The organism is Mesorhizobium sp. B2-4-1 (assembly GCF_006442185.1).
GTDB lineage: Bacteria > Pseudomonadota > Alphaproteobacteria > Rhizobiales > Rhizobiaceae > Mesorhizobium.
In genome coordinates this window covers 391269-414924 of the sequence record NZ_VFVN01000001.1, presented here as the reverse complement: position 1 = coordinate 414924, position 23656 = coordinate 391269, and the positions used below count along the sequence as shown (strand labels likewise).

At 65.6% G+C, this 23656-nt stretch carries 26 protein-coding genes and 1 pseudogene; 17 read left to right on the top strand and 10 right to left on the bottom strand.

All coding sequences use genetic code 11. The features are described from left to right. Positions 1-30 precede the first annotated feature (30 nt). From FJ949_RS02125 to dnaQ, 4 genes are all read left to right on the top strand, one after another. Entirely contained in the window at positions 31-630 is a 600-nt protein-coding gene (locus FJ949_RS02125; protein WP_140491900.1) for a Maf-like protein, read from the top strand. Continuing rightward, positions 623-1465: a shikimate dehydrogenase gene (locus FJ949_RS02120; protein WP_140491897.1), complete on the top strand. Its 843-nt coding sequence runs from the start codon at positions 623-625 to the stop codon at positions 1463-1465. The genes FJ949_RS02125 and FJ949_RS02120 overlap by 8 nt, the downstream gene beginning before the upstream one ends. Continuing rightward, positions 1462-2043 (top strand): dephospho-CoA kinase, encoded by a 582-nt coding sequence (gene coaE / locus FJ949_RS02115; protein ID WP_140491895.1) that lies wholly within the window; start codon positions 1462-1464, stop codon positions 2041-2043. Before FJ949_RS02120 ends, coaE begins: the two co-directional genes overlap by 4 nt. Positions 2044-2150: 107 nt before the next feature. Then, positions 2151-2855, top strand: coding sequence for a DNA polymerase III subunit epsilon (dnaQ, locus tag FJ949_RS02110; RefSeq protein WP_140491892.1), 705 nt, complete (start codon positions 2151-2153; stop codon positions 2853-2855). Positions 2856-3030: 175 nt separating this feature from the next. On the opposite strand, the gene secB is transcribed toward dnaQ, so the two are convergent. After that, a complete protein-coding gene (secB, locus tag FJ949_RS02105; RefSeq protein WP_140491875.1) occupies positions 3031-3528 on the bottom strand; it encodes a protein-export chaperone SecB in 498 nt (165 codons plus the stop codon). A 167-nt stretch (positions 3529-3695) separates the two neighbouring features. After that, on the bottom strand, positions 3696-4196 hold the full coding sequence (locus tag FJ949_RS02100; protein WP_140491873.1) for an FxsA family protein: 501 nt from the start codon (positions 4194-4196) through the stop codon (positions 3696-3698). 213 nt (positions 4197-4409) lie between these two features. Between FJ949_RS02100 and FJ949_RS02095 the strand changes: the two genes are divergently transcribed. The 4 genes from FJ949_RS02095 to FJ949_RS02080 are packed head-to-tail and all read left to right on the top strand — an operon-like array spanning position 4410 to position 7148. Further along, positions 4410-5114: a Tim44/TimA family putative adaptor protein gene (locus tag FJ949_RS02095; protein WP_140491871.1), complete on the top strand. Its 705-nt coding sequence runs from the start codon at positions 4410-4412 to the stop codon at positions 5112-5114. A gap of 24 nt (positions 5115-5138) precedes the next feature. Continuing rightward, entirely contained in the window at positions 5139-6242 is a 1104-nt protein-coding gene (locus FJ949_RS02090) for a murein transglycosylase A (protein ID WP_140491869.1), read from the top strand. Then, positions 6239-6769 carry a Smr/MutS family protein gene (locus FJ949_RS02085; protein WP_140491867.1) on the top strand — a complete coding sequence of 177 codons (531 nt, stop codon included), beginning with the start codon at positions 6239-6241 and terminating at the stop codon, positions 6767-6769. The genes FJ949_RS02090 and FJ949_RS02085 overlap by 4 nt, the downstream gene beginning before the upstream one ends. 10 nt (positions 6770-6779) lie before the next feature. Then, positions 6780-7148 carry a helix-turn-helix transcriptional regulator gene (locus FJ949_RS02080; RefSeq protein ID WP_140491865.1) on the top strand — a complete coding sequence of 123 codons (369 nt, stop codon included), beginning with the start codon at positions 6780-6782 and terminating at the stop codon, positions 7146-7148. 89 nt (positions 7149-7237) lie between these two features. Here FJ949_RS02080 and FJ949_RS02075 read toward each other — a convergent pair whose 3' ends face one another. The 4 genes from FJ949_RS02075 to FJ949_RS02055 all read right to left on the bottom strand — a co-directional run bounded on the left by FJ949_RS02075 (position 7238) and on the right by FJ949_RS02055 (position 10483). Beyond that, positions 7238-7477, bottom strand: coding sequence for a hypothetical protein (locus tag FJ949_RS02075; RefSeq protein WP_140491863.1), 240 nt, complete (start codon positions 7475-7477; stop codon positions 7238-7240). 337 nt (positions 7478-7814) lie between these two features. Beyond that, complete coding sequence (locus tag FJ949_RS02065) at positions 7815-8435, bottom strand: transglutaminase-like cysteine peptidase (RefSeq protein ID WP_140491861.1); 621 nt, start codon at positions 8433-8435, stop codon at positions 7815-7817. A 173-nt stretch (positions 8436-8608) separates the two neighbouring features. Continuing rightward, positions 8609-9886 (bottom strand): polyhydroxyalkanoate depolymerase, encoded by a 1278-nt coding sequence (locus tag FJ949_RS02060; RefSeq protein ID WP_140491858.1) that lies wholly within the window; start codon positions 9884-9886, stop codon positions 8609-8611. 228 nt (positions 9887-10114) lie between these two features. After that, on the bottom strand, positions 10115-10483 hold the full coding sequence (locus FJ949_RS02055; RefSeq protein ID WP_140491856.1) for a septal ring lytic transglycosylase RlpA family protein: 369 nt from the start codon (positions 10481-10483) through the stop codon (positions 10115-10117). A gap of 187 nt (positions 10484-10670) precedes the next feature. Between FJ949_RS02055 and FJ949_RS30570 the strand changes: the two genes are divergently transcribed. Then, positions 10671-10979: a hypothetical protein gene (locus FJ949_RS30570; RefSeq protein ID WP_246679993.1), complete on the top strand. Its 309-nt coding sequence runs from the start codon at positions 10671-10673 to the stop codon at positions 10977-10979. A gap of 7 nt (positions 10980-10986) precedes the next feature. Here FJ949_RS30570 and FJ949_RS02045 read toward each other — a convergent pair whose 3' ends face one another. The 4 genes and pseudogenes from FJ949_RS02045 to tauA form a co-directional block, all read right to left on the bottom strand. Next, on the bottom strand, positions 10987-11193 hold the full coding sequence (locus FJ949_RS02045; protein ID WP_140491853.1) for a hypothetical protein: 207 nt from the start codon (positions 11191-11193) through the stop codon (positions 10987-10989). A 19-nt stretch (positions 11194-11212) separates the two neighbouring features. Continuing rightward, the gene (locus tag FJ949_RS02040; RefSeq protein WP_140491851.1) at positions 11213-12073 is read right to left on the bottom strand and encodes an ABC transporter permease subunit; all 861 of its coding nucleotides are present in this window, start codon (positions 12071-12073) and stop codon (positions 11213-11215) included. Beyond that, positions 12070-12843, bottom strand: coding sequence for a taurine ABC transporter ATP-binding protein (locus tag FJ949_RS02035; RefSeq protein ID WP_140491849.1), 774 nt, complete (start codon positions 12841-12843; stop codon positions 12070-12072). The genes FJ949_RS02040 and FJ949_RS02035 overlap by 4 nt, the downstream gene beginning before the upstream one ends. A 153-nt stretch (positions 12844-12996) precedes the next feature. Next, a pseudogene (gene tauA / locus FJ949_RS02030) lies at positions 12997-14012 on the bottom strand (taurine ABC transporter substrate-binding protein). A gap of 611 nt (positions 14013-14623) precedes the next feature. Between tauA and FJ949_RS02025 the strand changes: the two are divergent. The 8 genes from FJ949_RS02025 to FJ949_RS01990 all read left to right on the top strand — a co-directional run bounded on the left by FJ949_RS02025 (position 14624) and on the right by FJ949_RS01990 (position 23652). Continuing rightward, positions 14624-15115 (top strand): Rrf2 family transcriptional regulator, encoded by a 492-nt coding sequence (locus FJ949_RS02025; RefSeq protein ID WP_140491847.1) that lies wholly within the window; start codon positions 14624-14626, stop codon positions 15113-15115. Positions 15116-15140: 25 nt separating this feature from the next. After that, the gene (locus tag FJ949_RS02020; protein WP_140491845.1) at positions 15141-16481 is read left to right on the top strand and encodes an FAD/NAD(P)-binding protein; all 1341 of its coding nucleotides are present in this window, start codon (positions 15141-15143) and stop codon (positions 16479-16481) included. 209 nt (positions 16482-16690) lie between these two features. Continuing rightward, complete coding sequence (locus FJ949_RS02015) at positions 16691-18148, top strand: pyridoxal-phosphate dependent enzyme (protein WP_140491843.1); 1458 nt, start codon at positions 16691-16693, stop codon at positions 18146-18148. Beyond that, positions 18145-19314 carry a PLP-dependent aspartate aminotransferase family protein gene (locus FJ949_RS02010; RefSeq protein WP_140491841.1) on the top strand — a complete coding sequence of 390 codons (1170 nt, stop codon included), beginning with the start codon at positions 18145-18147 and terminating at the stop codon, positions 19312-19314. The genes FJ949_RS02015 and FJ949_RS02010 overlap by 4 nt, the downstream gene beginning before the upstream one ends. 112 nt (positions 19315-19426) lie before the next feature. Beyond that, positions 19427-20392 (top strand): GlxA family transcriptional regulator, encoded by a 966-nt coding sequence (locus tag FJ949_RS02005; protein ID WP_140491839.1) that lies wholly within the window; start codon positions 19427-19429, stop codon positions 20390-20392. 168 nt (positions 20393-20560) lie between these two features. After that, a complete protein-coding gene (locus FJ949_RS02000) occupies positions 20561-21865 on the top strand; it encodes a Xaa-Pro peptidase family protein (protein WP_140491837.1) in 1305 nt (434 codons plus the stop codon). A gap of 115 nt (positions 21866-21980) precedes the next feature. Then, complete coding sequence (locus tag FJ949_RS01995; RefSeq protein ID WP_140491835.1) at positions 21981-22661, top strand: isochorismatase family protein; 681 nt, start codon at positions 21981-21983, stop codon at positions 22659-22661. 34 nt (positions 22662-22695) lie between these two features. Continuing rightward, the gene (locus FJ949_RS01990) at positions 22696-23652 is read left to right on the top strand and encodes an alpha/beta hydrolase (protein WP_140491833.1); all 957 of its coding nucleotides are present in this window, start codon (positions 22696-22698) and stop codon (positions 23650-23652) included. The last annotated feature ends 4 nt before the right edge of the window (positions 23653-23656 follow it).

Genomic DNA, 23656 nt, shown 5'->3' with positions numbered 1-23656 from the left:
CGATGGAACGCCAACCCTGGGTGAACCAGCATGACCGAAAAAATCATCCTCGCCTCCGGCAGTCCGTTCCGCAAGACGATGCTCCTCGGTGCCGGCATCGACGTCGAGGCGGTTGCGCCTGATGTCGACGAGCGCGCGCTCGAGGCGCCCCTGCAAGGCAGCGGCGCCTCGCCCGAGGATGTCGCGCTGGTGCTGGCCGAAGCCAAGGCCACCGAAGTAAGCGAGCGCAGGCCCGGCGCGTTGGTGCTCGGCTGCGACCAGACGCTGTCGCTCGGCGACGAGGTGTTCCACAAGCCGGCCGACATGGAAGGGGCGCGCCGCCATCTGCTGGCGCTGTCGGGAAGGACCCATCAGCTCAACAGCGCCGCGGTCCTGGTCCGCGACGGCGAGGTGCTGTGGCGCCATGTCGGCATCGCCAGCCTCACCATGCGCAAGCTCGATCCGGCCTTCATCGGCCGCCACCTGGCGCGCGTCGGCTCAAGGGCGCTGTCGAGCGTCGGCGCCTACCAGGTCGAAGGCGAAGGCATCCAGCTCTTCGAGAAGATCGAGGGCGACCACTTCACCATTGTCGGCCTGCCGCTGCTGCCGCTGCTGGCCGAACTGCGCACGCTGGGAGCGATCGATGGCTGAGGCGACCAAAAAGGCCTTCGTCACCGGTCACCCGATCAAGCATTCGCGCTCGCCGAAGATCCACGGCCACTGGCTGGCCAGATACGGCATCGACGGCAGCTACCAGGCGATCGATGTCGCGCCGCAGGATTTCGCCGAATTCCTGAGCACATTGCAAGCGAACGGCTATCTCGGCGGCAACGTCACCATCCCGCACAAGGAGGCGGCGTTCGCCCTGATCGAGCGCCGTGATGAGGCAGCCCAGCAGATCGGCGCCGTCAACACGCTGTGGCTGGAGGGCGGCCAATTGTGGGGCGGCAACACCGACAGCCATGGCTTCGCCGCCAATCTCGACGATCATGCGCCGGGTTGGGCAATCAATGGCCCGGCGGTGGTGCTCGGCGCCGGCGGGGCCTCGCGCGCCGTCATTCACGCGCTGAAGCAACGCGGCATCCGCGATATCCGCATCGTCAACCGCACGCTTGCCCGGGCGGTGGAATTGCGCGACCGGTTCGGCGCCGGTGTCTCCGCGCATGGCGTGGCGGCGACCGGTGAACTGCTTGCCGATGCCGGCCTGCTCATCAACACCACGGCGCTTGGGATGCAAGGCAATGAGGGTCTGGCCGCCGACCCGGCCCTTTTGCCGGACCACGCGATCGTCACCGATATTGTCTATGTGCCGCTCGAGACGCCGCTGCTTGCGGCGGCAAGCGCGCGCAAGCTGAAGACGGTGGACGGCCTCGGCATGCTGCTCAACCAGGCGGTGCCGGGTTTCGAGCGCTGGTTCGGCGTGCGGCCCCAGGTCACACCCGAATTGCGCGCGCTCGTCGAAGCCGATCTGGCGCCAAAACCATGATCGTGCTCGGCCTCACCGGTTCGATCGGCATGGGCAAGTCGACCACCGCGAAAATGTTTGCCGAGGCCGGCATCCCGGTCCACGATTCCGACGAGACGGTGCATCGCCTCTATGCCGGCAAGGCAGCCCCCCTGGTCGAGGCCGCGTTTCCAGGAACCACCGGCGCAGGAGGCGTCGACCGGGCAAAGCTCGGCGCTCGGGTGCTTGGCGATGCGGCCGCGCTGAAAAGGCTGGAAGCGATCATCCATCCGCTGGTGCGCGCCGACGCCGACGCGTTCCTGGCGCGCAACCGCGCCGCCGGCGAGCCGCTTGCCGTTCTCGACATTCCGCTCCTGTTCGAGACCGGCGGCCGCGACCGCGTCGACAAGGTCGTCGTCGTCACCGCGCCGGCCGAAGTCCAGCGCCAGCGCGTGCTGGCGCGGCCCGGCATGAGCGAAGAGAAACTCGCCTCCATCCTCGCCAGCCAGGTGCCGGATGCGCAAAAGCGCCGCCAGGCCGACTTCGTCATCGACACCAGCCGGGGCCTGGATGCCGCGCGGGCTGAGGTCAAAGCTATCATCGCGGATTTGAGAGGTTAGATCGGCGCCTCTTCTCCTTCTCCCACAGGGGGAGAAGGAAAAAAGTCATTGCCCATTGCCATTTTGTTCCGCTCTCACGATTCTGCTTGCCAGGAGCGACTGATTCGATGCGTGAGATCATTTTCGATACGGAAACCACCGGCCTCGACATGCGCGACGACCGCATCATCGAGCTTGGCGGCGTCGAGCTGGTCAACCGCTTTCCGACCGGCAAGACTTTCCACCACTACATCAACCCGCAGGGCCGCTCGATCCACGCCGAGGCGCAGGCCGTGCACGGCATCAGCATGGCGGACCTGCAGGGCAAGCCGTCCTTCGCCGAGATCGTCGAGGAGTGGATCGCCTTCACCGACGGCGCCAAGCTGGTCGCCCACAACGCCACCTTCGACATCGGATTCCTCAATGTCGAGTTCGGCCGGCTCGGCCATCCGGCCGTCGACATCGGGCGCGTCGTCGACACGCTGGCGCTGGCGCGGCGCAGGCATCCGATGGGTCCCAATTCGCTCGATGCGCTCTGCCGGCGCTATGGCATCGACAATGCGCGGCGCACCAAGCACGGCGCCTTGCTGGATTCGGAGCTGCTGGCCGAAGTCTATATCGAGCTGATCGGCGGCAAACAGACGGCTCTGATCCTGGACACCGTTTCAGTGCAGATGAACGGCGCGGGCGAAGTGGCAGACATCGACATCTCGGTCGGTGCGCGGCCGATCGCCCTCCCCCCGCGCCTGAGCGAAGCCGAGCGCGCGGCGCATGCCGGCATGGTCGCCACGCTGGGTGAGAAGGCGCTGTGGCTGAAGGTGGTGGGCGCCTAAGCGCGCCGTTCTCCTCGCCTTCGTCATCCTACGGCGGAGCAGGAGCGAAGCGACGTCGCGGAGACCCTAGGATGACGAGGTCGGGGGCTCTGCGGCCAAACCGGCCACACCAGCCTCTAAAACGAAAAACCCGGCGCGAGGCCGGGTCTTTCTGCAATATTCGTACGAGCCGGAATCAGCTCACCTGGACCTTCGACGCTGCCTGGTCCTCCGCCAGCTTCTGCTGGAACATCTGCGCGAAATCGATCGGGTCGAGCATCAGCGGCGGGAAGCCGCCATTGCGCGTCGCCTCGGCGATGATCTGCCGGGCGAACGGGAACAGCAGCCGCGGGCATTCGATGAACAGGATCGGCAGCATGTGTTCCTGCGGGAAGCCGCTGATGGCGAAAACGCCGCCATAGACCAGCTCGACATTGAACAGCACTTCCTGGTCGAAGGACGCCTTGGCGTTCAGCGTCAGGTTGACGTCGAACTGCTTGTCGGAGAGCGGATTGGCGTTGACGTTGACGTTGATGGCGATGCCGGGCGCCTTGTCGCGGCCGCGCAGCGAGTTCGGCGCGCCGGGGCTCTCGAAGGAAAGGTCCTTCACATACTGGGCAAGGACGTTGAGCGAGGGCTGCGCCGTGTTGCCGTTTCCGTTGGCGCCGACCGGCGCGTCATCTTTGCTGGCCATGAGCCTTGTGTCCTTTTGCCTGGGCAGCATTGCTGACCGAATTGAAATCGGGCGTTCGCTACCATGGCCGGCATGACAAGACAAGGTTTGCCGCCTTGCGACCGGAGGGGATCCAGACTGCGTCGAGATTCAGGTCAGGCCGGCATCACCTGAACATCAATATAGCCTCAGTCGTCCTTCAGGCGGCGCCATGGCGAATTGTGGTCCGGCCCGCGCTTGAAATCGTCTTCGCGCGAATAATCGCCGTCGTCGAGGTCGATGACCCTGTCGCGCGGCCGGCCGCGGAAGCCGCCGGCCGAGAAATTCGTCGCCACCACGATGCGGCCCTTGAGCCTGCGCCAGGCAAGATCGCGCACCGGCGGCAGGAACAGGAGAATGCCGAAAATGTCCGATATGAAGCCCGGGATGATCAGCAGGATCGCGGCGAGCACGATCATGGCGCCGTGCGCGAGCTGGCGGCTCGGATCGCGGCCGGCGCCCATCTCGGTGCTGATGCGGCTCATGACGCCAAAACCCTGATGCCTGAGCAGCAGCGCCCCGGCGATGCTCGAGGCGAGCACCAGGCCGACCGTCGCCAGCGCGCCGATCTGGCGCCCGACTATGACGAAGCCGGCGATCTCCAGCAGCGGAAGCGCCAGAAGAAAAACGGGAAATAACGAAATGCGCAAGTCTTGCCGATCCTTCCGATCGTTCTGGCGTTGGTCTGTTTTGCCTGCCAGCGGCCACCGGCCGCTGGCGCCGAGGCTGTTAGATAGGTATGGCTGCCTTTGATTTGAATGATTGCGCCTTGCGTTCTATATGGTTTGCATGTTGAACGCTATGCGACCGCTGCCCTGTTGGCCGGGCGGTCCGGCCGAGGGCAGGATTGATTGGCGGAAGATATGGGTTTCTTCGACTTCGGCACGATTTTCTTTCTGATTGCGGCAGTTGTGATCTTTTTCCAGCTGCGCAATGTGCTGGGCCGTCGTACCGGCAGCGAACGGCCGCCTTTCGATCCCTATACCGCCGCCCGCACCGGCGACAAGGATGCGCAGAAATCCGAGAATGTCGTGTCGCTGCCGCGCAAGCGCCAGCCCGGCGAGCCGGCCGGCGAGGTCTATGCGGCCATCGACGCCTTTGCCAAGCCCGGAACCGACCTCAACAAGGGCCTGCGCACCATCAAGGACAACGATCCGTCCTTCGACCCGAAGGGTTTCATCGACGGCGCCAAGATGGCTTACGAGATGATCGTCATGGCCTATGCCGACGGCGATCGCAAAACGCTGAAGAACCTTCTGTCGCGCGATGTCTATGACGGTTTCGTCGCCGCGATCGGCGAGCGCGAGGCGCGGTCGGAAAAGATCCAGTCTTCCTTCGTCGGCATCGACAAGGCCGACATCGTCTCGGCCGAGATGAAGGGCGGCGAGGCGCATGTCACGCTGCGCATCATCAGCGAGCTGATTTCGGCTACGCGCGACAAGGCCGGTGCGGTCATCGACGGCGACCCCGAAACCGTCGCCGAGGTCAAGGACGTCTGGACCTTCGCCCGCGACACGCGCTCGCGCGACCCGAACTGGAAGCTCGTCGCCACCGAAGAAGAAGATTGAATCCCTGACCGCGGCGGGCCTGTCGTGTCCTTCCATCAGGCATTCAGCGAAAGATCCTTCGGCGCTCTGCCCGGCTGGGATGACGACGACCATCTGGCGGCCTTCGAGGCCTTTCGCCGCTCCGCCTTCCATGTCCTGGCCAAGCCCTATCGCAGCGGCGCGCTCGGCGCCGACTTTGACGCCTTTGCCGGTGCCTATGCCGAGGCGCGCGCGGCCCCTCCTGCCAGCCGGTCGGAGGCCCGCGCCTTCTTCGAGCGTCATTTCGTCCCCATGCAGGTGCGTCCAGAGACCGGCGCCGGCCTCGTCACCGGCTTCTACGAACCGGAGGTCGAGGCCTCGCCGGTGCGCACGGAGCGTTTTGCCGTGCCGCTTCTGTCGCGTCCCGCCGATCTCGTCGATGTCGACGACGCCAACCGGCCCGACGGAATGGACCCCTATCTCGCTTTCGCGCGCCGGACGCCGGACGGGCCGGCCGAATATTTCGACCGCGGCGCGATCGAGCGCGGCGCGCTCGCCGGCAAGGGACTGGAGATCGCCTGGCTGGCCGACAGGGTCGATGCATTCTTCATCCATGTGCAGGGCGCGGCGCGGCTTCTCATGACCGACGGCCGGCTGTGCCGCGTCACCTATGCGGCCAAGTCCGGCCAGCGCTTCACCGGGCCCGGCAAGGTGTTGAGCGAGCTCGGCGAGATCCCGCTGGAAAACGTGACGATGCAGTCGATCCGCGCCTGGTTCAGGGCGCATCCCGGCCGCGTCGACGAGATCCTGTGGCAGAACCGTTCCTATATCTTCTTCCGCGAGGCCGCGGTCGAGGACGCAACGCTCGGGCCGATCGCCGCCGCCAAGGTGCCGTTGACGCCGGGCCGCTCGATCGCCGTCGACCGGCTGCTGCACACATTCGGCACGCCCTTCTACATCGACGCGCCATCGCTGACGGCCTTCGAGGCAAAACCGTTCCGGCGCCTGATGATCGCGCAGGACACCGGCTCCGCCATCACCGGGCCGGCGCGCGGAGATCTCTTCGCCGGCTCGGGCGACGCCGCCGGCGAGATCGCCGGCGTGGTGCGCAATCCGGCCGATTTCTACGCACTGGTGCCGCGCCCGCTCGTCTCGGGGTCGAAGCCATGACCCGCCGCAGCGACAGGTTGAGCGAGGACGACCGGGTGCTGTGGAACCTGGTGGCGCGCACGGCCAAGCCGCTGAAGGGCAAGGCCGCCGTGCCTGTCCCGGATTTCGGCATCGAGGCGAAGCCGGCGCCGACGCAACAAGCCCGGCCCGTTGCCGGTCCGGCCGGCGCGCCTAAGCCGAAGGCCCAGCATGTCTCCCATGCACTCGACGAGCCGACGCTGGACAAATTGTCGAAAGGCCGGCTGCCCATCGAAGGCCGGGTCGACCTGCACGGCATGACGCAGGACGAAGCCTATTCGCTGCTGTTCTCCTTCCTGCACCGCGCCCATGCCGGCGGCATTCGTTACGTCCTGGTCATCACCGGCAAGGGCTCGTCGTCGGGCGGCGACGGCGTGCTGCGCCGCGCGGTGCCGGCTTGGCTGTCGACGCCCGCGTTCCGGCCGCTGGTCTCCAGTCACGACCACGCCGCGCGCAATCATGGCGGCTCGGGCGCGCTCTACGTCAGGCTGCGGCGGGTCCGGTCGTGAGGATGGGGTCGTGACCCCGTTCGGCGAGAGGCTGCGGGCGCTGAGGGCCGAGCGCGGCGTCACCCAGAAGGACATGGCCGCCGCCATCGGCGTCAGCGCCGCCTATCTGTCGGCGCTCGAGCATGGAAGGCGCGGCGCGCCGACCTGGACGCTGATCCAGAAGATCATCGGCTATTTCAACATCATCTGGGACGACGCGGAGGAACTGGCGCGACTGGCCGAAGGCTCGCATCCGCGCGTCAGGCTCGACACGTCGGGCCTGAGCCCGGCCGCGACCGAGCTTGCCAACCTCCTGGCCGAGAACATCGAAAAGCTCGACGAGGAGGAACTGCGCGGCATAACCTTCTCTATCCGAGCGGCGCTGGGGCGACGGCGGTAGGCCGGGTTTGCCCGGCTCTCGCGGCGGCTGAGCTCCCGATCGCGAAACGGCGGCCCGCCAGCAGCAGCCGGCGGGCCGCCGTGATGAGATCAGTTCTTGCCGGCCGTGCTGCCGCCATTGCCACCGCGGCCGTGATCACCATGGCCGCGGCCACCATTGCCGCCGCCAAGGCAGTCCGATGCGCCGGCGGCGCCGCAACAGCGGCCGCTCCACAGGTCGTTGAGATTGGTGTTGGCGCAGCTTCGAATGGTCTGATCGGCCAGAGCGGATCCGGCCATGCCCGACACCGCGACGGCGGCGAGAAGGGTGTTACGCAGGAAAGCAGTCATTTGAAGTCTCCATGGTTGGTTTCGGTTCACGGCTGTGTGTCGCCGGCCGGGCCGAAATGGTTCATGGAGGGTGTGGGAATTTTTTTGGGGAGTGCGCGAGGCGCGTGACTGCAACGTCGGCGCCGCCCCTCATCCGCCTGCCGGCACCTTCTCCCCGTATAGGACGGGGAGAAGGGAGACAGCCGCGCCCTTGGCGTATTTCTTGCGACGTCGGCAATTGGGGAAATCGTCGATGACAGCGTCTTTCTCCCCGTCACTATACGGGGAGAAATGCCCGGCAGGGCAATGAGGGGCGGGGCCGACATCCGGCGGTTGGGCGCGCCGCCCGCCGCAGTCCCTACTCCACGGACCCGACCAGCACCTGCTGGCCGCCACGGATCGAGACCCAGCGGCCGGTGTTGTCGATCGCCTGGCGCTTGAGGAAATGGTAGCCGGTGTCGTCCCAGGCCTTGACCTTGTCGGTCAGATTGTCGAGCACATAGTCGCCCCTGTCGGTGCGCACCGTCAGCACCGAGTGCCCTTCGCCGTCGGGTTTGCGCACCACGGTGATGAGAAGATCGGCAAGCGATATGCCCATCCGGGACAGCAGGCGCCGCTTTTCCAGCACATAGTCCTCGCAGTCGCCGACGCCCTTGGCGGGATAGGCCCAGACCTCGTCCTTGCCATAGATGTCCATGTCGCTCATCGGCTTGACGGCGGCATTCACCCTGGCGGTGACCTTGGCCAGCTTGCGCCACAACCTGTCCGTCATCGCGGCCGGCGCCAGATTGCCGGGACGGATCGCGCATTCGCGGGCATTGAGCCTGCAGAAATCATAATGGCCGATCGGTTGCGACGCGACGCCGCCGGTCGTCATCGCTCCGGCCGCCAGGGCCGGTGCCACCCAGCCTCCCATCATTGTCGCCAGTCCGGCTACTGCGCACGCACGAAGCGCTCGCGCCATTGGTGAGGAATTCATTGTCCCCGCTCGCCCTTGTTATTAATGAAAGGTTAAGGGCGATCTACAGTCCGTGTCAATTACCACGATTGGGTGATTTGCGACATGGTTACCCGCGAGACGCATGGCAGCGGCACCCGTGCGACAGGCCTGCCCGGCCTGTCCGGCGCTATCGGGCCGGCAATGCAGGCTGCCTATCTTTTGGCGGTGCGGACCAGCTTCGGTTTCACGGCGACCCGGTTCTGGCGGCCATAGCTGGTGATGAAGTCGACGATGCGCGGCACGATCTCGGCGCGGAAGCGCGACCCGTTGAAGACGCCGTAGTGCCCGACCGCGGGCTGCATGTAATGCGCCTTCCTGTCGGCGGGAATGTTGACGCACAGATCGTGCGCCGCCCGCGTCTGGCCAAGGCCGGAAATGTCGTCGTTCTCGCCCTCCACCGTGAACAGCGCGACATTGCGGATGGCCGAGGGATCGATGGGCGTGCCGCGATGCGTCATCTCGCCCTTGGGCAAGGCATGCCGGACAAACACCGTGTCGACCGTCTGCAGGTAGAACTCAGCCGTCAGGTCCATCACCGCCAGATATTCGTCGTAGAAGTCGCGGTGCTTCTCGGCGCTGTCGCCGTCATGCTTCACAAGGTGCATGAAGAAGTCCTTGTGGGCGATGATGTGGCGGTCGAGGTTCATGCTCATGAAGCCCGAAAGCTGCAGGAAGCCTGGATAGACCTCGCGGCCGAAGCCCGGCACCGGCCAGGGCGCGCGCATCACGACATTGTCGCGGAACCAGTCTATGCCCTTCTCCTCGGCCAGAAGGTTGACCGCGGTCGGGTTGCGGCGCGTGTCGATCGGCCCGCCCATCAGGGTCATCGTCGCAGGAACGAAGGGGTCGCCGCGCGTTTCCATCAGCGCCACGGCCGCCAGCACCGGCACGGAAGGCTGGCAAACAGCCATCACATGCGTGTCGGGGCCCAGCACATGCAGCATGTCGACGACATAGTCGATATAGTCGTCGAGATCGAATTGGCCGTCGGCCGTCGGCACCATGCGGGCGTCGATCCAGTCGGTGATGTGCACGTCGGCATGGGGCAGCATGGCTTCGACCGTGCCGCGCAGCAGCGTCGCATAGTGGCCCGACATCGGCGCCACGATCAGAAGCTTCGGATCGCGCCGCCGCCCGGCGGGCACGGCGCGCTCGAAACGCACCAGGTTGCAGAACGGTCGTGACCAGACGACCTTCTCGGTCACTGCCACGCTCTTCCAGTCGACCACCGTCTTGTCGAGGCCGAATTGCGGCTTGCCGTAGCGGCGCGTGGTGCGCTCGAACAACTCGGCGCCCGCCGCGATCGAGCGGCCCCAGGACGTGTGCGAGAACGGATTGAGCGGGTTGGAATAGAACAGCCGCACCGCATCGGCATAGAGACGGGCCGGCTGCAGGGCGGCGTGGTTCATTTCATAGAGCTGGTAGAACATCCGTTTACCCCGCTGCGGCCTGCGACCGAAGGGGCGGCGAGCAGTGCCTGGCCCTAACTGTCTCGCGGGGAAGTTAACAACTAATTGCTGCGATGCAATACGTCACGTGGCGTGATCTATACGCATTCTTGGTCCAAAGCGTTGGAAATCAGCCTTGGACGGTACAAGCCGGCTCATTGTGCAGGTGCGAAGGCCAGGTGGCCCGGCCCTCGGGCCGGGCAGTGGTGGTCAGACGCGCGCCATGCAGACCGCGGTGTGGCCCGAACCGATGAAGCCGAGCTGGCCGGCGGCACCCTTCGACAGGTCGAGCACGCGTCCCCGGATGAACGGTCCGCGATCGTTGATGCGCACCACGACGCTGCGGCCATTGTTCTGGTTGGTGACCCGCAGCTTGGTGCCGAAAGGCAGCGTGCGGTGTGCGGCGGTCAAGGCCGAAGGGTTCATCCGTTCGCCCGACGCGGTCCTGGAGTGCAGGGCGTACCAGGAAGCGCGGCCGCATTGACCGGCGGCGGAGGCGGCTGGAGTGGCGGAGGCGCCGACCATCAGGCCAGCAGCGATCGTCACCGCGGCAAGCGCGGTCCGGTTGTTGTTATTCATATTTGGGGGAAGGCTCCGTTTTTGACAGGCCCCAGCCGTTACGGAGACAATAAGGCACGAAATGCGGCAATCATCTGGCGGTTCCATGGCGCCGGCACACGTTTGGAGTCGCCCGGTAACAGTCTGTCAGTGATTTCCCGACGGTCAGCGATCAACTCACGATGATGTTCCAGCGGATATCCATGTCTTGTTTGACAAGATCGAGCGGCAACATCCAAGTAGAAGATGCTGCTGCCGAACCGATTCCTTTGCCTCTTTCATCGCGACGGCGACGACGCGACCGATCAACTTCGGAAGGGAGAATCCGGCAATGAGACTGATCAAAAATCTGCTGGCGTTGATTGTGCTGGCCGTCGGCGCGCTGTGGTCGCTGCAAGGCATCGGCGCGATCGGCGGCAGCTTCATGACCGGCCAGTCGCAATGGCTCACCATCGGCATCATCGTCATGCTGGTCGGTCTCGCCGGGCTCGTGTGGGCGAACCGTTCGCGCGGTTGAGCCGCTCTCACTGCGACCAGTACTGCCAGGCCCAGTAGAAGCTTTCGTCTCGCGGCGGCAGGCGGTCACGCCCGGCCGGGAGTCGGACGGGCGCCGGCGAGCGCGGACCGTCCTCCCTTGTCGCCTTGTCCTCCTCTATCGCCTTGCCATCGGATGTCAGGCCCAGCAGCCAGGTGCCGAAATGGGCGAACAGCATGGCGGTGGAATGGGTCATCGTCATCTCCGTTTCCCGATCATTCGCGTCCCGCCCACGGCACGAGCGCGCGCTCGATCCTGCGGATGGCGAATTCGAGCACGAAGGCGATGGCCGCGATCACCAAAATGCCCATGACCACCACGTCGGTGACCAGGAACTGCGCCGCCGACTGGATCATGAAGCCAAGCCCGCGCGTCGCCGCCACCAGTTCGGCGGCGACCAGCGTGGACCACCCGGCGCCGAGCGCGATGCGCAGTCCGGTCAGGATCGACGGCAGCGCGCTGGGCAGGATCACGTGGCGGACCACCTGGCGCCTCGTCGCGCCAAGCGAACGCGCGGCGTTGATGCGCTCCTGCGAGACGCCGCGGACGCCGGACGCGGTCGACAAGGCCACCGGCGCCAGCATGGCGATGGCTATCACCAGGACCTTGGACGGCTCGCCGATGCCGAACCAGATGATGACCAGCGGCAGATAGGCGAGCGGCGGGATCGGCCGCAGGAATTCCAGCAGCGGATCGAAAATGCCGCGGCCGACGGTGCTGATGCCGATGGCGAGGCCAACCGGCACGCCGACGAGGAGCGCCGCGATGAGCGCGGCGAACACCCGCCCCAGGCTGGCGGCGATATGCTGGACGAGCGTTGCGTCGACAAAGCCATCGCGGGCGACGATGATGAATTTGTTCCACACCGCGACAGGCGAGGGCAGGAATACCGGCGACACCAGTTGCAGGCGGGCCGACAGCGTCCACAGCGCCAGCACCAGAAGAATGGTGGCCGCGCTGACCATGCGCGCCGAAACGCCCTTGCGCTTCGGGACCGGGCGCGACCATGGCACCGGCAGGCCGTCGGCCTCTTCGGTCCTGGAGCCGGAGCGTTCGGTGTAGGAGGAAATGGTCATGCCGCCTCTCCCTCGAAGATGGCGTCGGTCAGTTCGCCGCGCGCCGCGGCGAAGCCAGTATCGGCCTTGATGGCGCGGATGGCCTCGCCCGCTGCGTAGCGCCTGGAGAAGCCCGGCTCCAAGGTCCGCACCACCCGGCCCGGCCCGGGCGCCAGCACCACGATGCGGGTGGCGAGCACCAGCGCCTCGTCGATGCCGTGCGTGACCATAAGCACGCCGACCTTGCTTGCCGTCCACAGGTCGAGCAGCGTCGCCTGCATACGCTCGCGCGTCAGCGCATCGAGCGCGCCGAGCGGCTCGTCGAGCAGCAGGAATTGTGGCTCGGCAGCCAGCGCCCGGGCAAGGCCGACGCGCTGGCGCATGCCGCCGGACAGCTCCCAGATGCGCTTGTCGCCGGCATCGGTGAGCTTGACCAGGCCGAGCAATTCGTCGGCGCGGCGCGCCCGCTCGGATGGCCCGACACCGCGCAGCCTGAGCGCGAAGGCGACGTTCTCGCGCGCCGTCAGCCAAGGAAACAGCGCGTCGTTCTGGAACACCACCGCACGGTCCGAACCGGGTGCTGCGATCGGCCGGCCGTCGATCGTGGCCGTGCCGCGTGCCGACGCGACAAAGCCGGCGGCGACATTGAGCAGCGAGGTCTTGCCGCAGCCGGAACGGCCGACAAGGACGACGAAGTCATCGCTGGCGACGTCGATCGATACCCGCTCGACGGCGGGTGCGGGCTGGCCGTCATAGTGGATCGAGATTCTGTCGAGCACGAGATGCGACATGAGCCCTCGCAGGGAGTTCGTTGAAGTCCGCCTGCCCGAAGCCGCGCCTCGTCAGCGGCTCCGGGACAGACGACACGCGGCGTCAGGAAAGCCGCGCGCGTCTCATCGGGGCGCCACCTGCCCGTCGTGGCATGGGGCGCTCCAACGCTCGGGTCAGTTCGAGGCCAGCGCCTCGGTGACGTATTTCGATGTCACATATTTCGAATAGTCCGGCAGCACGGCGTCTACCTTGCCCTGCTCCTTGAGGAAGGCGGACGCGGCCGCGATCGCCTTGACCGTGCCGCCGCCGAGGAACTTGTCGGAGGCTTGTTCTTCGAGTGTCGGGAAGACATAGCCCTTGAGCAGTTCAGGCACTTCCTCGACCTTGGCGCCGGTCAGCTTGGCGATCTCGGCCGCCTGCGGCGACGCTGCCGACCAGGCATCGGGCTTGACCAGGTACTCGGCATAGGCCGCACCCGTCACCTTGACGAAGTCGCGCACCGCTTCCGGGTTCTTTCGGCAAAGTCGGTGCGCACGATCCAGGCGTCGAAGGTCGGCGCGCCCCAGGCGGCGACCTGGGAGGAATCCAGCACCACCTTGCCTGATGTCTTGACCTGGCCGAGCGCCGGATCCCAGACATAGGCCGCATCGATATCGCCGCGCGAAAAGGCAGCGGCGATTTCCGGCGGCCTGAGATTGAGGATCTCGACCGATTTCGGGTCGACATTCTCATGTTTCAGCGCGGCAAGCAGGCTGTAATGCGTCGTCGAGACGAAGGGCACGGCGACCTTCTTGCCGGCGAGGTCGGCGACCTTCTCTATGCCGGCGCCGTTGCGTGCGACCAGGGCCTCGGATGGCCCGATCAGGCCGACGACGAAGATGGTCTGGACCGGCAACTCGCGGCTCGCCGCCGCCGCCAGCGGGCTCGAACCGACATAGCCGATGTCGACCGAGCCGGATGCGACCGCGGCGATGACATCGGCGCCGGAATCGAATTTGCGCCAGTCGATGGCGGCCTTGGTAGCCTTTTCATAGGCACCATCGGCCTGCGGCACCTTGGAGGGTTCGACCACCGTCTGGTAGCCGATGGTGATCTTGAGGTCGTCGGCAAAAGCCGGGCCGAGTAAGGCGGCGCCGGCAAGTGCGGCCGTAGACAGGAGAAGGATGCGTCGCGAAATGGTGGTGGACATCAAGGGCTCCATGAAACAGGGGAAAACCGGATTGCTTCATGATAGTCCGCTAATTCTATGGTTCTTGTAGAGTTAAATTCTTCTAGCGGGGCTGGATTTGTTGGAAAAAGCTGCCGGTGCCGAGGTCCCCAGGCGGATTTGGCGGCTATGGCGCTTCAAGAGTGGCGAGATCATCACGTTCGGGAAGCTCCAGCCACCGCTACGGCCTCCGATCGCGAACGAGAATTCACGTTACAGCCGCTTGAAAGGCAAATCCATGCTTCAGATGGATTGGAATTTAAAAACGTGTTCCGCCTGTTCGCGTTTAAGTATAGTAAACACATCGACATAGAGACTTGGAGGCGACGATGAGAGGTCATACCCATCCGTATCGCGGCGATCGCCGGTGGCACCGGTCTCGGGCCGTCGCGCCACGGTTTGTGTCCCCGGCATCACAAGTCAGGTCCAAAATCGCCGCAATGGCTTGAAAATCAAGCAAGATCAATCGCGATTGGCTTGTATATCATGTCGGTAGAATTTATGTCATGGATGCTTGAGCGCGGCGGGAGGCACGCCAGGCGTTTCGCAACGGATGGCCTCGAGCCATCGCATGACAGAGAAACGTTCGGATCATGCTCACCAAGAAAGGCAAGTACGGCCTCAAGGCGCTCGTCCATCTGGCGCGGATGCCGGCCGGGCAGCTTGCCTTCGTCAACGACATCGCGACCGGCAACAACATCCCGAAGAAGTTTCTCGACGCCATCCTGGGCGAACTGCGCAATGCCGGTTTCGTGCAGAGCCGCAAAGGCAAGGATGGCGGCTATCGCCTGGCGCGGCCACCGGAGGAAATCAGGGTCGGCCATGTCGTGCGTGTGCTCGACGGCCCGCTGGCGCCGATCCCTTGCGCCAGCCGTACCCAATACCAGCGCTGCGAAGACTGTAACGAGGCGACATGCCAGGTTCGACATCTGATGCTGGAAGTCCGGCAAGCGATCGCCGAGGTGCTCGACCAGCGCAGCCTCGCCGAGATGCGCGACATCGGCCTCGACGACCTTGGGGTCGCAAGGGGCCTCGACGACCTCTCGGTCGCGAGCGACGATCTGCCGGTTGCGGTGAAGGCCTGACGCCGGCGCGTCGCACGGGGCTGGCATGAGCGGCCGCGGCAACTCGATCATCATCGTCGGCGGCGGCGCCAGCGGGGTCGTGCTCGCCGCGCATCTGCTGAGACAGCCCAATCCCGACCTTCGCGTCACGCTGGTCGAGAAGCGCCCGCATTTCGGCCAGGGCATCGCCTATTCCACATTGCTCTCCGCGCATGTGCTGAACGTCAGCGCCGCCGGTATGAGCGCCTATGCCGACGATCCCGGCAATTTCTGGCGCTGGCTGCTGGAACGCGACCTGGCAACGCCCGAGCAGGCGCCGGTCTACGCGCCGCGCAGCATCTATGCCCGCTATCTCGGCGAATTGCTGGACGATCTCGAGGCGCGCGAGAGGGAGACCGGACGCCTCCGGCTGATCCATGAGGAAAGCCTGTCGATCTCGCCCACGGCCTCGGGGGTGGAAGTGGCGCTCGCCAACGGCACCAGCGTCGTCGCCCATCTGGCGGTGCTCGCCACCGGCCATGACGAGGTGCCGGCCATGGGGCAAGGCCATGCGGTCCGCATGGGATCGGAGGCCGACACCGCGCTCGATCCCGACCGGAGCGTCATGGTGCTGGGAACGGGCCTCAGCATGGTCGACGCATTCCTGGCGCTCGAACAGCGCGGCCACCGCGCGGAGATCGTCGCGGTGTCGCGGCGCGGCCTGCTGCCCTCGCCGCACCGCAAGGGCAATCCGATCAAGCTCGACGTCGCCGATATCCCGCTCGGCACCCAGCTTTCCTATTTCGTCGGCTGGTTCCGCGATCTGATCCGGGAAAACCAGAAGGCCGGCATCGACTGGCGCGACGTCGTCGACGGCCTTCGCCCGTTCAACCAGAAGATCTGGCAGAACTGGCCGGCCTCCGCCAAGCGCCGTTTCGTCGAGCACACCAAGGCGTGGTGGGACATCCACCGCCACCGCATGGCGCCCGAGGTCCATGCCCGCGTCACGCAAGCGGTGCAGTCCGGTCGCATCCGCCTCGTCGCCGGCCGTGTCGTCGACATCGCGGCGGGCGGCGAGTTCACGGTCCAGGTCCAGTCGCGCCACACCAAGCGGCTGGAGAGATTCGAGGTCGCCCGCATCTATGATTGCTCCGGCATCGTCAGGGACATCTCGGCCTCGTCGAACAGCGTGGTGCGCTCGCTGGTCGACCGCGGGCTGGCGCGGCCGGATCCGCTGCGCATCGGCCTCGACGTGACGGCCAATTGCGAGATCATCGCCGGCGACGGCACGGTGTCCAGGAAAATCCTCGCCGTCGGCCCGCTGACCAGAGGCACCTTCTTCGAGATCGACGCCATCCCGGATATTCGCGTCCAGTGTGCGAGGCTGAGCAAGCAGCTGCTGGGGTAGGGTGTTTGGCGTCGGCGTTCTACGGCAGGCCAGAGGGGGGTTGCCCCACAAGCCTGCGGGCGATTTGCACGACGGAGCCCGCCCCGGAATTTCATTCTCCATCTGGCCGGTCGATTGGCACGATCTATCTTCTTTCCCACTGCAAAGGGCTGGAAAAGAGGATACGCTGCCGCCCGCACGAGGCGGCCGCTTGATCATGGAGCATCGATATGAGCAGGCACAAGATCGCGCCCTCGGATAGCGCCCCTTTGGAAAGCGACGCTTCGAGAAACGCAATGTCGCGCCTGCGGCCGCCTTACGGATCGGTGCTCGACCTGATCGGCCAGACCCCTGTGGTCGAGTTGACCCAATTCGACATCGGCAAGTGCCGGCTGTTCATCAAGCTCGAAAGCCAGAATCCTGGCGGCTCGATCAAGGACCGTATCGCACTGTCGATGATCGCGGCGGCCGAGAAGGAGGGCAGGCTGAAGCCAGGCGGCACGATCGTCGAGGCGACGGCCGGCAATACCGGCCTGGGCCTGGCCCAGGTCGGCATCCCCAAGGGCTACCGCATCATCCTGGTCGTGCCCGACAAGATGTCGCGCGAGAAGATCCAGCACCTGCGCGCGCTCGGCGCGGAAGTGCGCATGACGCGCTCCGACGTCGGCAAGGGCCACCCCGAATATTACCAGGACATGGCCGAAAAGATCGCGGCCGAGCTGCCCGGCGCCTTCTACGCCAACCAGTTCGCCAATCCGGCCAACCCTGAGGCGCACGAAACCACCACCGGTCCGGAAATCTTTTCGCAGCTCGACGGCGATGTCGACGCGGTGGTGGTCGGCGTCGGCTCAGGCGGCACGCTGACCGGCCTTGGCCGGTTCTTCGCCAAGGCATCGCCGAAGACGGAAATGGTGCTGGCCGATCCGGTCGGCTCGGTGCTGGCGCCGCTGATCAAGACCGGCAAGATGGTGGAGGCTGGCAGCTGGACTGTGGAAGGCATCGGCGAGGACTTCGTGCCGCCCAATGCCGAGCTGTCGCTGGTCAAGAAGGCCTATTCCATATCGGACAAGCAGAGCATGCTGGCGGTGCGCGATCTCCTGTCCCGGGAAGGCATCCTGGCCGGCTCGTCTTCGGGCACGCTGCTGTCGGCCGCCTTGCGCTATTGCCGCGAACAGACGTCGCCGAAGCGCGTCGTCACCTTCGTCTGCGACAGCGGCAACAAATATCTGTCGAAAGTCTTCGACGATTTCTGGCTCGCCGAGCAGGGGCTGGCCGAGCACGAGCAGCATGGCGACCTGCGCGACCTGGTGATGCGCACCCACCGCACCGGCGACACCGTCTATGTCGGTCCGGACGAAAGCCTGCTCAACGCCTATGGCCGCATGCGCCGCTCCGATGTCTCGCAGCTGCCGGTGCTCGACGACGGCAAGCTGGTCGGCATCGTCGACGAAAGCGACATTCTGGCCAAGGTCGACGGTCCCTATGAGGGCCGCTGGGAGCGCTTCAACGCGCCGGTACGCACGGCGATGACCTCCAATCTGCATACTTTGCAGGCCAGCCAGACGCTGGACGCGCTGCTGCCGGTATTCGACCGCAACGAGGTCGCCATCATCTTCGACGGCGACGAGTTCGTCGGCCTGATAACCCGCATCGACCTGATCAACCATTTGAGGCGCCGTGCACGATGACCGCATCCGGAAAGAACCGCCTGGCCTTCTCCACCCGCACCATCCATGGCGGCCAGAGCCACGATCCCCTGACCGGAGCGGTGATGGTGCCGATTTACGCCACCTCGACCTATGGCCAGCAGTCGCCCGGCGTGCACAAGGGCTTTGAATATGCCCGGAGCCAGAATCCGACGCGCTTTGCCTTCGAGCGCGCGGTGGCCGATCTCGAAAGCGGCTCGGCTGCCTTCGCCTTCGCCTCCGGGCTGGCGGCGATCGCCACCGTGCTGGAACTGCTCGATTCCGGCGCCCACATCGTCGCCACCGACGACATCTATGGCGGCTCCTTCCGTCTGATGGAGCGTGTGCGCAAGCGCTCCGCCGATCTCAAGGTGAGCTTCGTCGACTGCACCGACCTTGCGGTTATAGAGGCGGCAATCCGCCCGGAGACGAAAATGCTCTGGGTCGAGACGCCGACCAACCCGCTGCTGCGCATCGTCGATCTCGAAGGCGTCGCAGCCCTTGCAAGGCGCAAGGGCATCCTCTCGGTCGCCGACAACACATTCTCCAGCCCCTATTTGCAGCGGCCGCTGGAGCTCGGCATCGACGTCGTGGTGCATTCGACGACGAAGTACCTCAACGGCCATTCCGACATGGTCGGCGGCGTGGCTGTTGTCGGCGACAACAAGGATCTGGCCGATCGCCTGAAATTCCTGCAGAACGCCATCGGCGCCATTTCGGGCCCGTTCGACAGTTTTCTCGCCCTGCGCGGCCTCAAGACATTGGCGCTGAGGATGGAGCGGCACTCGTCGAACGGCCTCAAGATCGCGCAGTGGCTGGAAGCCCGCAAGGATGTGCGCCGGGTCATCTATCCCGGTCTGGCCAGCCATCCGCAGCATGCCGTCGCCGTCCAGCAGATGCATGCGTTCGGCGGCATGATATCAGCCGTGCTCGACCGCGACCTCGCCGGCACGAAACGCTTCCTCGAACGCACGCAATTGTTCACGCTGGCCGAAAGCCTCGGTGGCGTGGAGAGCCTGATCGAGCATCCGGCGCTGATGACGCATGGATCGATCCCGGCGGAGAAGCGCGAAGAGATCGGCATATCGGATTCGCTGGTGCGGCTGTCGGCGGGCATCGAGGATGGCGACGATCTGATCGCGGACCTGGAGCAGGCGCTGGGGGGCTGAGCGGCGGCGCTCCCGCTGAGACGAGCCAGTCTCCAAGCCAGCGCCAACTTCGCAGAAAAGCCAGCCACAACCCCGTTGACCCCAAATCCCATCTGCCCGAGATGTAGCGCCTATGGCCACGCGCGACACATCTCCAGACGCTCCCCTCACTTTCGCGGTGCTGGTCTTCCCCGGCTTTCCGATGATGGCGTTCAGCTCGGTCATCGAGCCGCTGCGCGCGACCAATGTGCTGGCGAAGCGGGAATGCTATCGCTGGATCATCGTCGGCGCTACCCAGGGCGTGGTCGAGGCCTCGAACGGCGTCGTCATCCAGCCGCGCTTCTACGCCGAGGATGCGCCGAAGGTCGACCGCATCGTCGTCTGCTCGGGCGGCGATGCCGATCATCTCGTCGCCGAGGACGCGGCAAGCTGGATCCGCCGCAGCTTGCGCAATGGCGCCCATATCGGCGCGGTGGCGGACGCCGCCTTCTTCCTCGCCCGCGCCGGCCTGCTCGACGGCCATGCCTGCACCTTGCACTGGACCAGCCAGGCGGCCTTCACCGAGGCCTTTCCCAATGTCGAGCTGAGGCGCGACCTCTATGTCATCGACCGCAAGCGTTTCACCTCGGCGGGCGGCGTCGGCAGCCTCGACATGATGCTGGAGATCATCACCCGCGACTACGGCGCCGAGCTTGCGGCCGGCGTCGCCGAATGGTTCGTGCACAGCCAGCTGCGCTCCAGCGTCGACCGCAAGCTGATGCCGCTGCGCCTCCGTACCGGCGTGCGGAACGAGCTGGTGCTGTCGGCCATCGCCATCATGGAGGACGCTGTGGAGGAGCGGCTCGGCATGGCGGAGCTGACGGCCAGGCTCGGCGTCTCCTCCGATAAGCTCGAACGCTCCTTCCGCTCCGAACTCGCCATCTCGCCCAATGGCTACTATCGGCGGCTCAGGCTGAAACGCGCCGCCGATCTCCTGGCGCACTCGACGCTCGCCGTGCGCGACGTGGCGCTCGCCTGCGGCTTTGCCTCGATGTCTAGCTTCGCGCGTGCCTTTCGCGAGGAGCACGGCCATCCGCCGAAGCTGGCGCGACGGCATTAGAGGTCCTGCTGGCACTGAGAGACGTTGGCGGGACAGCGGGGGGCGACTGGCACCTGCATCTCTCATTACCCCAGCGGCATCCCGCACAACCCACGCGGTTTTCCGCACAATTCCCCTGCCCCTCCTGCGCCATGGTCTGATCTTGCAAACCACCCAAGGTCAGCCCCCATGAGCATCGTCGTATTCGACCCCGACAGCACTGAAGACGTCGACTTCAAGGACCGCATGCGCCACCCCGCGGCGGCCGATTCGGCGGGCGGCATGTGGCTGTCCGACACCGAGCCGTCCTTCATCGATGCCGACGCCCTTCGAAAAGGCCGGCTGGCCAAGCTGCGCGGCTGGATGCGCGAGGCCGGCTATGGCGGCGTGGTGCTGTTCGACCCGTACAACCAGCGCTACGCCACCGGCTCGCGCAACATGTTCGGCTATTTTCTGCGCAACTCGACCCGTTATTTCTTCATTCCGACCGAAGGGCCGATCGTGCTGTTCGAATATCCGCAGAGCTACCATGTCTCGATAGTGCTCGACACGATCGACGAGGCGCGTCCTTCCAAGCTCGTCTGGTCGTCGGTCTCGGGCCGCGACGACGAGACCGCCGGTCCCTTCGCCGACGAGATCACCGACCTCCTGAAGCAGCATGGCAGCGGCTCGATGAAGCTCGGGCTCGACCGCTGCAGCCACTTGCAGGCGCTGGCGCTGGAGAAGCGCGGCTGCGAGGTCCGGGATTGCCAGGGCGAGATCCTGGCGGTGCGCGCGGTCAAGACGCCGGAGGAAGTGAAATGCCTGCAGGTGTCGATGGCCGGCGCGGAAGCCGCCGTCTATGCGGTGCGCGAGGCGATCAAGCCCGGCGTTTCCGAGAACGAGCTGTTCGCCATCATGTATGGCGAGGTCATCCGCCAGGGCGGCGAGTTCATCGAGACGCGGCTCTTGACGTCGGGCCAGCGCACCAATCCCTGGTTCAACGAGGCGAGCGGGCGAAAAATCCGGCCGGGCGAATTGTTGGCGCTCGATACCGACACGATCGGCTGCTATGGCTATTATTCGGATTTCTCGCGCACCTTCCGCTGCGGGCCCGGCAAGCCGACCCCCTATCAGAAATCGCTCTACCGCATGGCGCACGACCAGGTTCAGCACAATATCTCGATCGTGAAGCCGGGCATGGCTTTCCGCGAGATCGCCGAAAAGGCGTGGAAGATCCCCGACCGCTTCGTCGACCAGCGCTACACCTCGGTCATGCACGGCGTCGGCATGCATGGCGAGACGCCCTTCATCGCGCACGCCATGGACTACGAAACCTATGGTCGCGACGGCCATATCGTGCCAGGCATGGTGGTGAGCGTGGAAAGCTATATTGGCGAGAAGGGCGGCCGCGAGGGCGTCAAGCTGGAGGATGAAATCCTGATCACCGAGACCGGCACCGAGCTCCTGTCGCGCTTCCCCTATGAGGATGAGTTTCTGGAGAAGCAGGTTTGACATCCACTGCCCGCCTCGGCGACGCATCGCAGCTGCAGAACGAGCGCCTCATTCCTTGGCGCCCCCCTCTGTCCCTCCAGCGTTTGGAAGTATCTTGGGGGCTAGGCGCATCCGCATGAAAAGCCCTATCTCCGTCAAGCGCGGCACCGTGGCCGCTGTCTTCATCGACCTGCAGGAAGAGCACCGGCAGGACCCGCGCTACCTGGTCGAGGGTTTTGACAAGATTCTCGCCAACGTCCAGCGGCTGCAGGCGGCGGCGCGGCAGAACAATGTGCCGCTCTATCACTGGGCCTACATTGTCGATCTCGACAAGCAGGAGCGGCCCTTTCACCCTGTTGGAACCGACGGCAAGTCGGCCTTCTCCGACAAGAGCGATCCGCTGACCGAGATCTGCCGTGAGGTGGCGCCTGCTGATGGCGAGGCGCTGCTGATCAAGGCCGAGGCCAGCGCCTTCCGCGCGGGACCGGCCGCCGATCGGCTCAAGGCTTCCGGCGTCGAATGGCTGGTCATATCTGGCGTGTGGACCGAGGCCTGCATCGATGCCACCGTGAAGGACGCCGTGGCGCGCGGCTTTCGCGTGCTGCTGGTCAAGGACGCCTGCGGCAGCGGCAGTGCCGCCATGCACCAGACCGCAATCCTCAACCTCGCCAACCGGCTCTATGGCGGCGCCGTCACCGACACCGACGGCGCCTGCCTGCTGCTGGCTGGCGAGAGCGTCGCCGTCTGGCAGGTCGAGGGCTCGGTGCCGCTGCGCTTCAGCTTTGAAAACGCGGCCAGGCTTTACAGCGAGCTTTGAGGCAATGCCTTCCGAAACCGTGGGCAGCACTGAAATGACCGGTCGCAGCAAATACGCGACGCGGCTCGACCCTGCGCTGTGGGCCTATATAGACGGCATCAACGCCTGGTATCCGCCCGAGACGATCGACCTGCCGATCGCCAAGCAGCGTGCGATCTATGACAGGATGTGCCGGGCGCTTCGCCAGCCCTATCCGCCGGGGGTGACGGCGAGCGACGACCTCATCGCCGCCCCCGGCCGGAACATCGCGGTGCGGCACTATGGGATGGCAGGCACGGCCGCGCGGGCCACGGTGCTTTATTACCATGGCGGCGGCTTCATCCTGGGCGGGCTCGACAGCCATGACGACATCTGCGCCGAGATCTGCGCCGGCACCGGCTTTGCCGTGCTCTCGGTCGACTATCGGCTGGCGCCCGAACATCTCCACCCCGCCGCCTTCGACGACGCTCTGGCCGCCTTCGAATGGGCGGCGGCTAGAGCGAACGGGCCACTGCTGCTGTCCGGCGAGAGCGCCGGCGGCAATCTGGCGGCGGCGGTCAGTCACGCGACGCGCGCTCGCGCGAAGAGGCCGACCGGCCAGGTGCTGATCTATCCCGGCCTCGGCGGCGACGAGACTGCCCGCTCCTACATCGAGCATGCCGAGGCGCCGCTTCTGTCGACCGGCGACGTCGCTTTCTACCGCCACGTCCGCTCGGCCAAGAGACAGGCGCCGGACGATCCGACCTTCTCGCCGCTGCGCGCCGCCGACTTCTCCGGCCTGCCGCCCACCATTGTCGTTACCGCCGAATGCGACCCGCTGTCGTCGGACGGCGAGGCCTATCGCGACCGCATCCTGGCCGCCGGCGGCAAAGCGAGCTGGCACGAGGAGAAGCGCCTCGTGCACAGTTTCCTGCGCGCCCGCACCACCGTGCCGGCTGCCGCCGAGGCGTTCCGGCGCATAATCGCGGCGATCGCGGCACTTGGCGCGGGCGAATGGCCCGTCGAACACTGAACCC

What these genes read in the sequence shown, in the direction of transcription:
- FJ949_RS02000 (WP_140491837.1), top strand. Translation starts at nt 20,561, where the DNA reads ATGAGCATCGTCGTATTCGACCCCGACAGCACTGAAGACGTCGACTTC.
- FJ949_RS01990 (WP_140491833.1), top strand. Translation starts at nt 22,696, where the DNA reads ATGACCGGTCGCAGCAAATACGCGACGCGGCTCGACCCTGCGCTGTGG.
- FJ949_RS02065 (WP_140491861.1), bottom strand. Translation starts at nt 8,435, where the DNA reads ATGAATTCCTCACCAATGGCGCGAGCGCTTCGTGCGTGCGCAGTAGCC.
- FJ949_RS02075 (WP_140491863.1), bottom strand. Translation starts at nt 7,477, where the DNA reads ATGACTGCTTTCCTGCGTAACACCCTTCTCGCCGCCGTCGCGGTGTCG.
- FJ949_RS02040 (WP_140491851.1), bottom strand. Translation starts at nt 12,073, where the DNA reads ATGACCATTTCCTCCTACACCGAACGCTCCGGCTCCAGGACCGAAGAG.
- FJ949_RS02060 (WP_140491858.1), bottom strand. Translation starts at nt 9,886, where the DNA reads ATGTTCTACCAGCTCTATGAAATGAACCACGCCGCCCTGCAGCCGGCC.
- FJ949_RS02025 (WP_140491847.1), top strand. Translation starts at nt 14,624, where the DNA reads ATGCTCACCAAGAAAGGCAAGTACGGCCTCAAGGCGCTCGTCCATCTG.
- FJ949_RS02010 (WP_140491841.1), top strand. Translation starts at nt 18,145, where the DNA reads ATGACCGCATCCGGAAAGAACCGCCTGGCCTTCTCCACCCGCACCATC.
- FJ949_RS02015 (WP_140491843.1), top strand. Translation starts at nt 16,691, where the DNA reads ATGAGCAGGCACAAGATCGCGCCCTCGGATAGCGCCCCTTTGGAAAGC.
- FJ949_RS02085 (WP_140491867.1), top strand. Translation starts at nt 6,239, where the DNA reads ATGACCCGCCGCAGCGACAGGTTGAGCGAGGACGACCGGGTGCTGTGG.
- FJ949_RS01995 (WP_140491835.1), top strand. Translation starts at nt 21,981, where the DNA reads ATGAAAAGCCCTATCTCCGTCAAGCGCGGCACCGTGGCCGCTGTCTTC.
- FJ949_RS02045 (WP_140491853.1), bottom strand. Translation starts at nt 11,193, where the DNA reads ATGACCCATTCCACCGCCATGCTGTTCGCCCATTTCGGCACCTGGCTG.
- dnaQ (WP_140491892.1), top strand. Translation starts at nt 2,151, where the DNA reads ATGCGTGAGATCATTTTCGATACGGAAACCACCGGCCTCGACATGCGC.
- coaE (WP_140491895.1), top strand. Translation starts at nt 1,462, where the DNA reads ATGATCGTGCTCGGCCTCACCGGTTCGATCGGCATGGGCAAGTCGACC.
- FJ949_RS02005 (WP_140491839.1), top strand. Translation starts at nt 19,427, where the DNA reads ATGGCCACGCGCGACACATCTCCAGACGCTCCCCTCACTTTCGCGGTG.
- FJ949_RS02095 (WP_140491871.1), top strand. Translation starts at nt 4,410, where the DNA reads ATGGGTTTCTTCGACTTCGGCACGATTTTCTTTCTGATTGCGGCAGTT.
- FJ949_RS02055 (WP_140491856.1), bottom strand. Translation starts at nt 10,483, where the DNA reads ATGAATAACAACAACCGGACCGCGCTTGCCGCGGTGACGATCGCTGCT.
- FJ949_RS02125 (WP_140491900.1), top strand. Translation starts at nt 31, where the DNA reads ATGACCGAAAAAATCATCCTCGCCTCCGGCAGTCCGTTCCGCAAGACG.
- FJ949_RS02120 (WP_140491897.1), top strand. Translation starts at nt 623, where the DNA reads ATGGCTGAGGCGACCAAAAAGGCCTTCGTCACCGGTCACCCGATCAAG.
- FJ949_RS02020 (WP_140491845.1), top strand. Translation starts at nt 15,141, where the DNA reads ATGAGCGGCCGCGGCAACTCGATCATCATCGTCGGCGGCGGCGCCAGC.
- secB (WP_140491875.1), bottom strand. Translation starts at nt 3,528, where the DNA reads ATGGCCAGCAAAGATGACGCGCCGGTCGGCGCCAACGGAAACGGCAAC.
- FJ949_RS02035 (WP_140491849.1), bottom strand. Translation starts at nt 12,843, where the DNA reads ATGTCGCATCTCGTGCTCGACAGAATCTCGATCCACTATGACGGCCAG.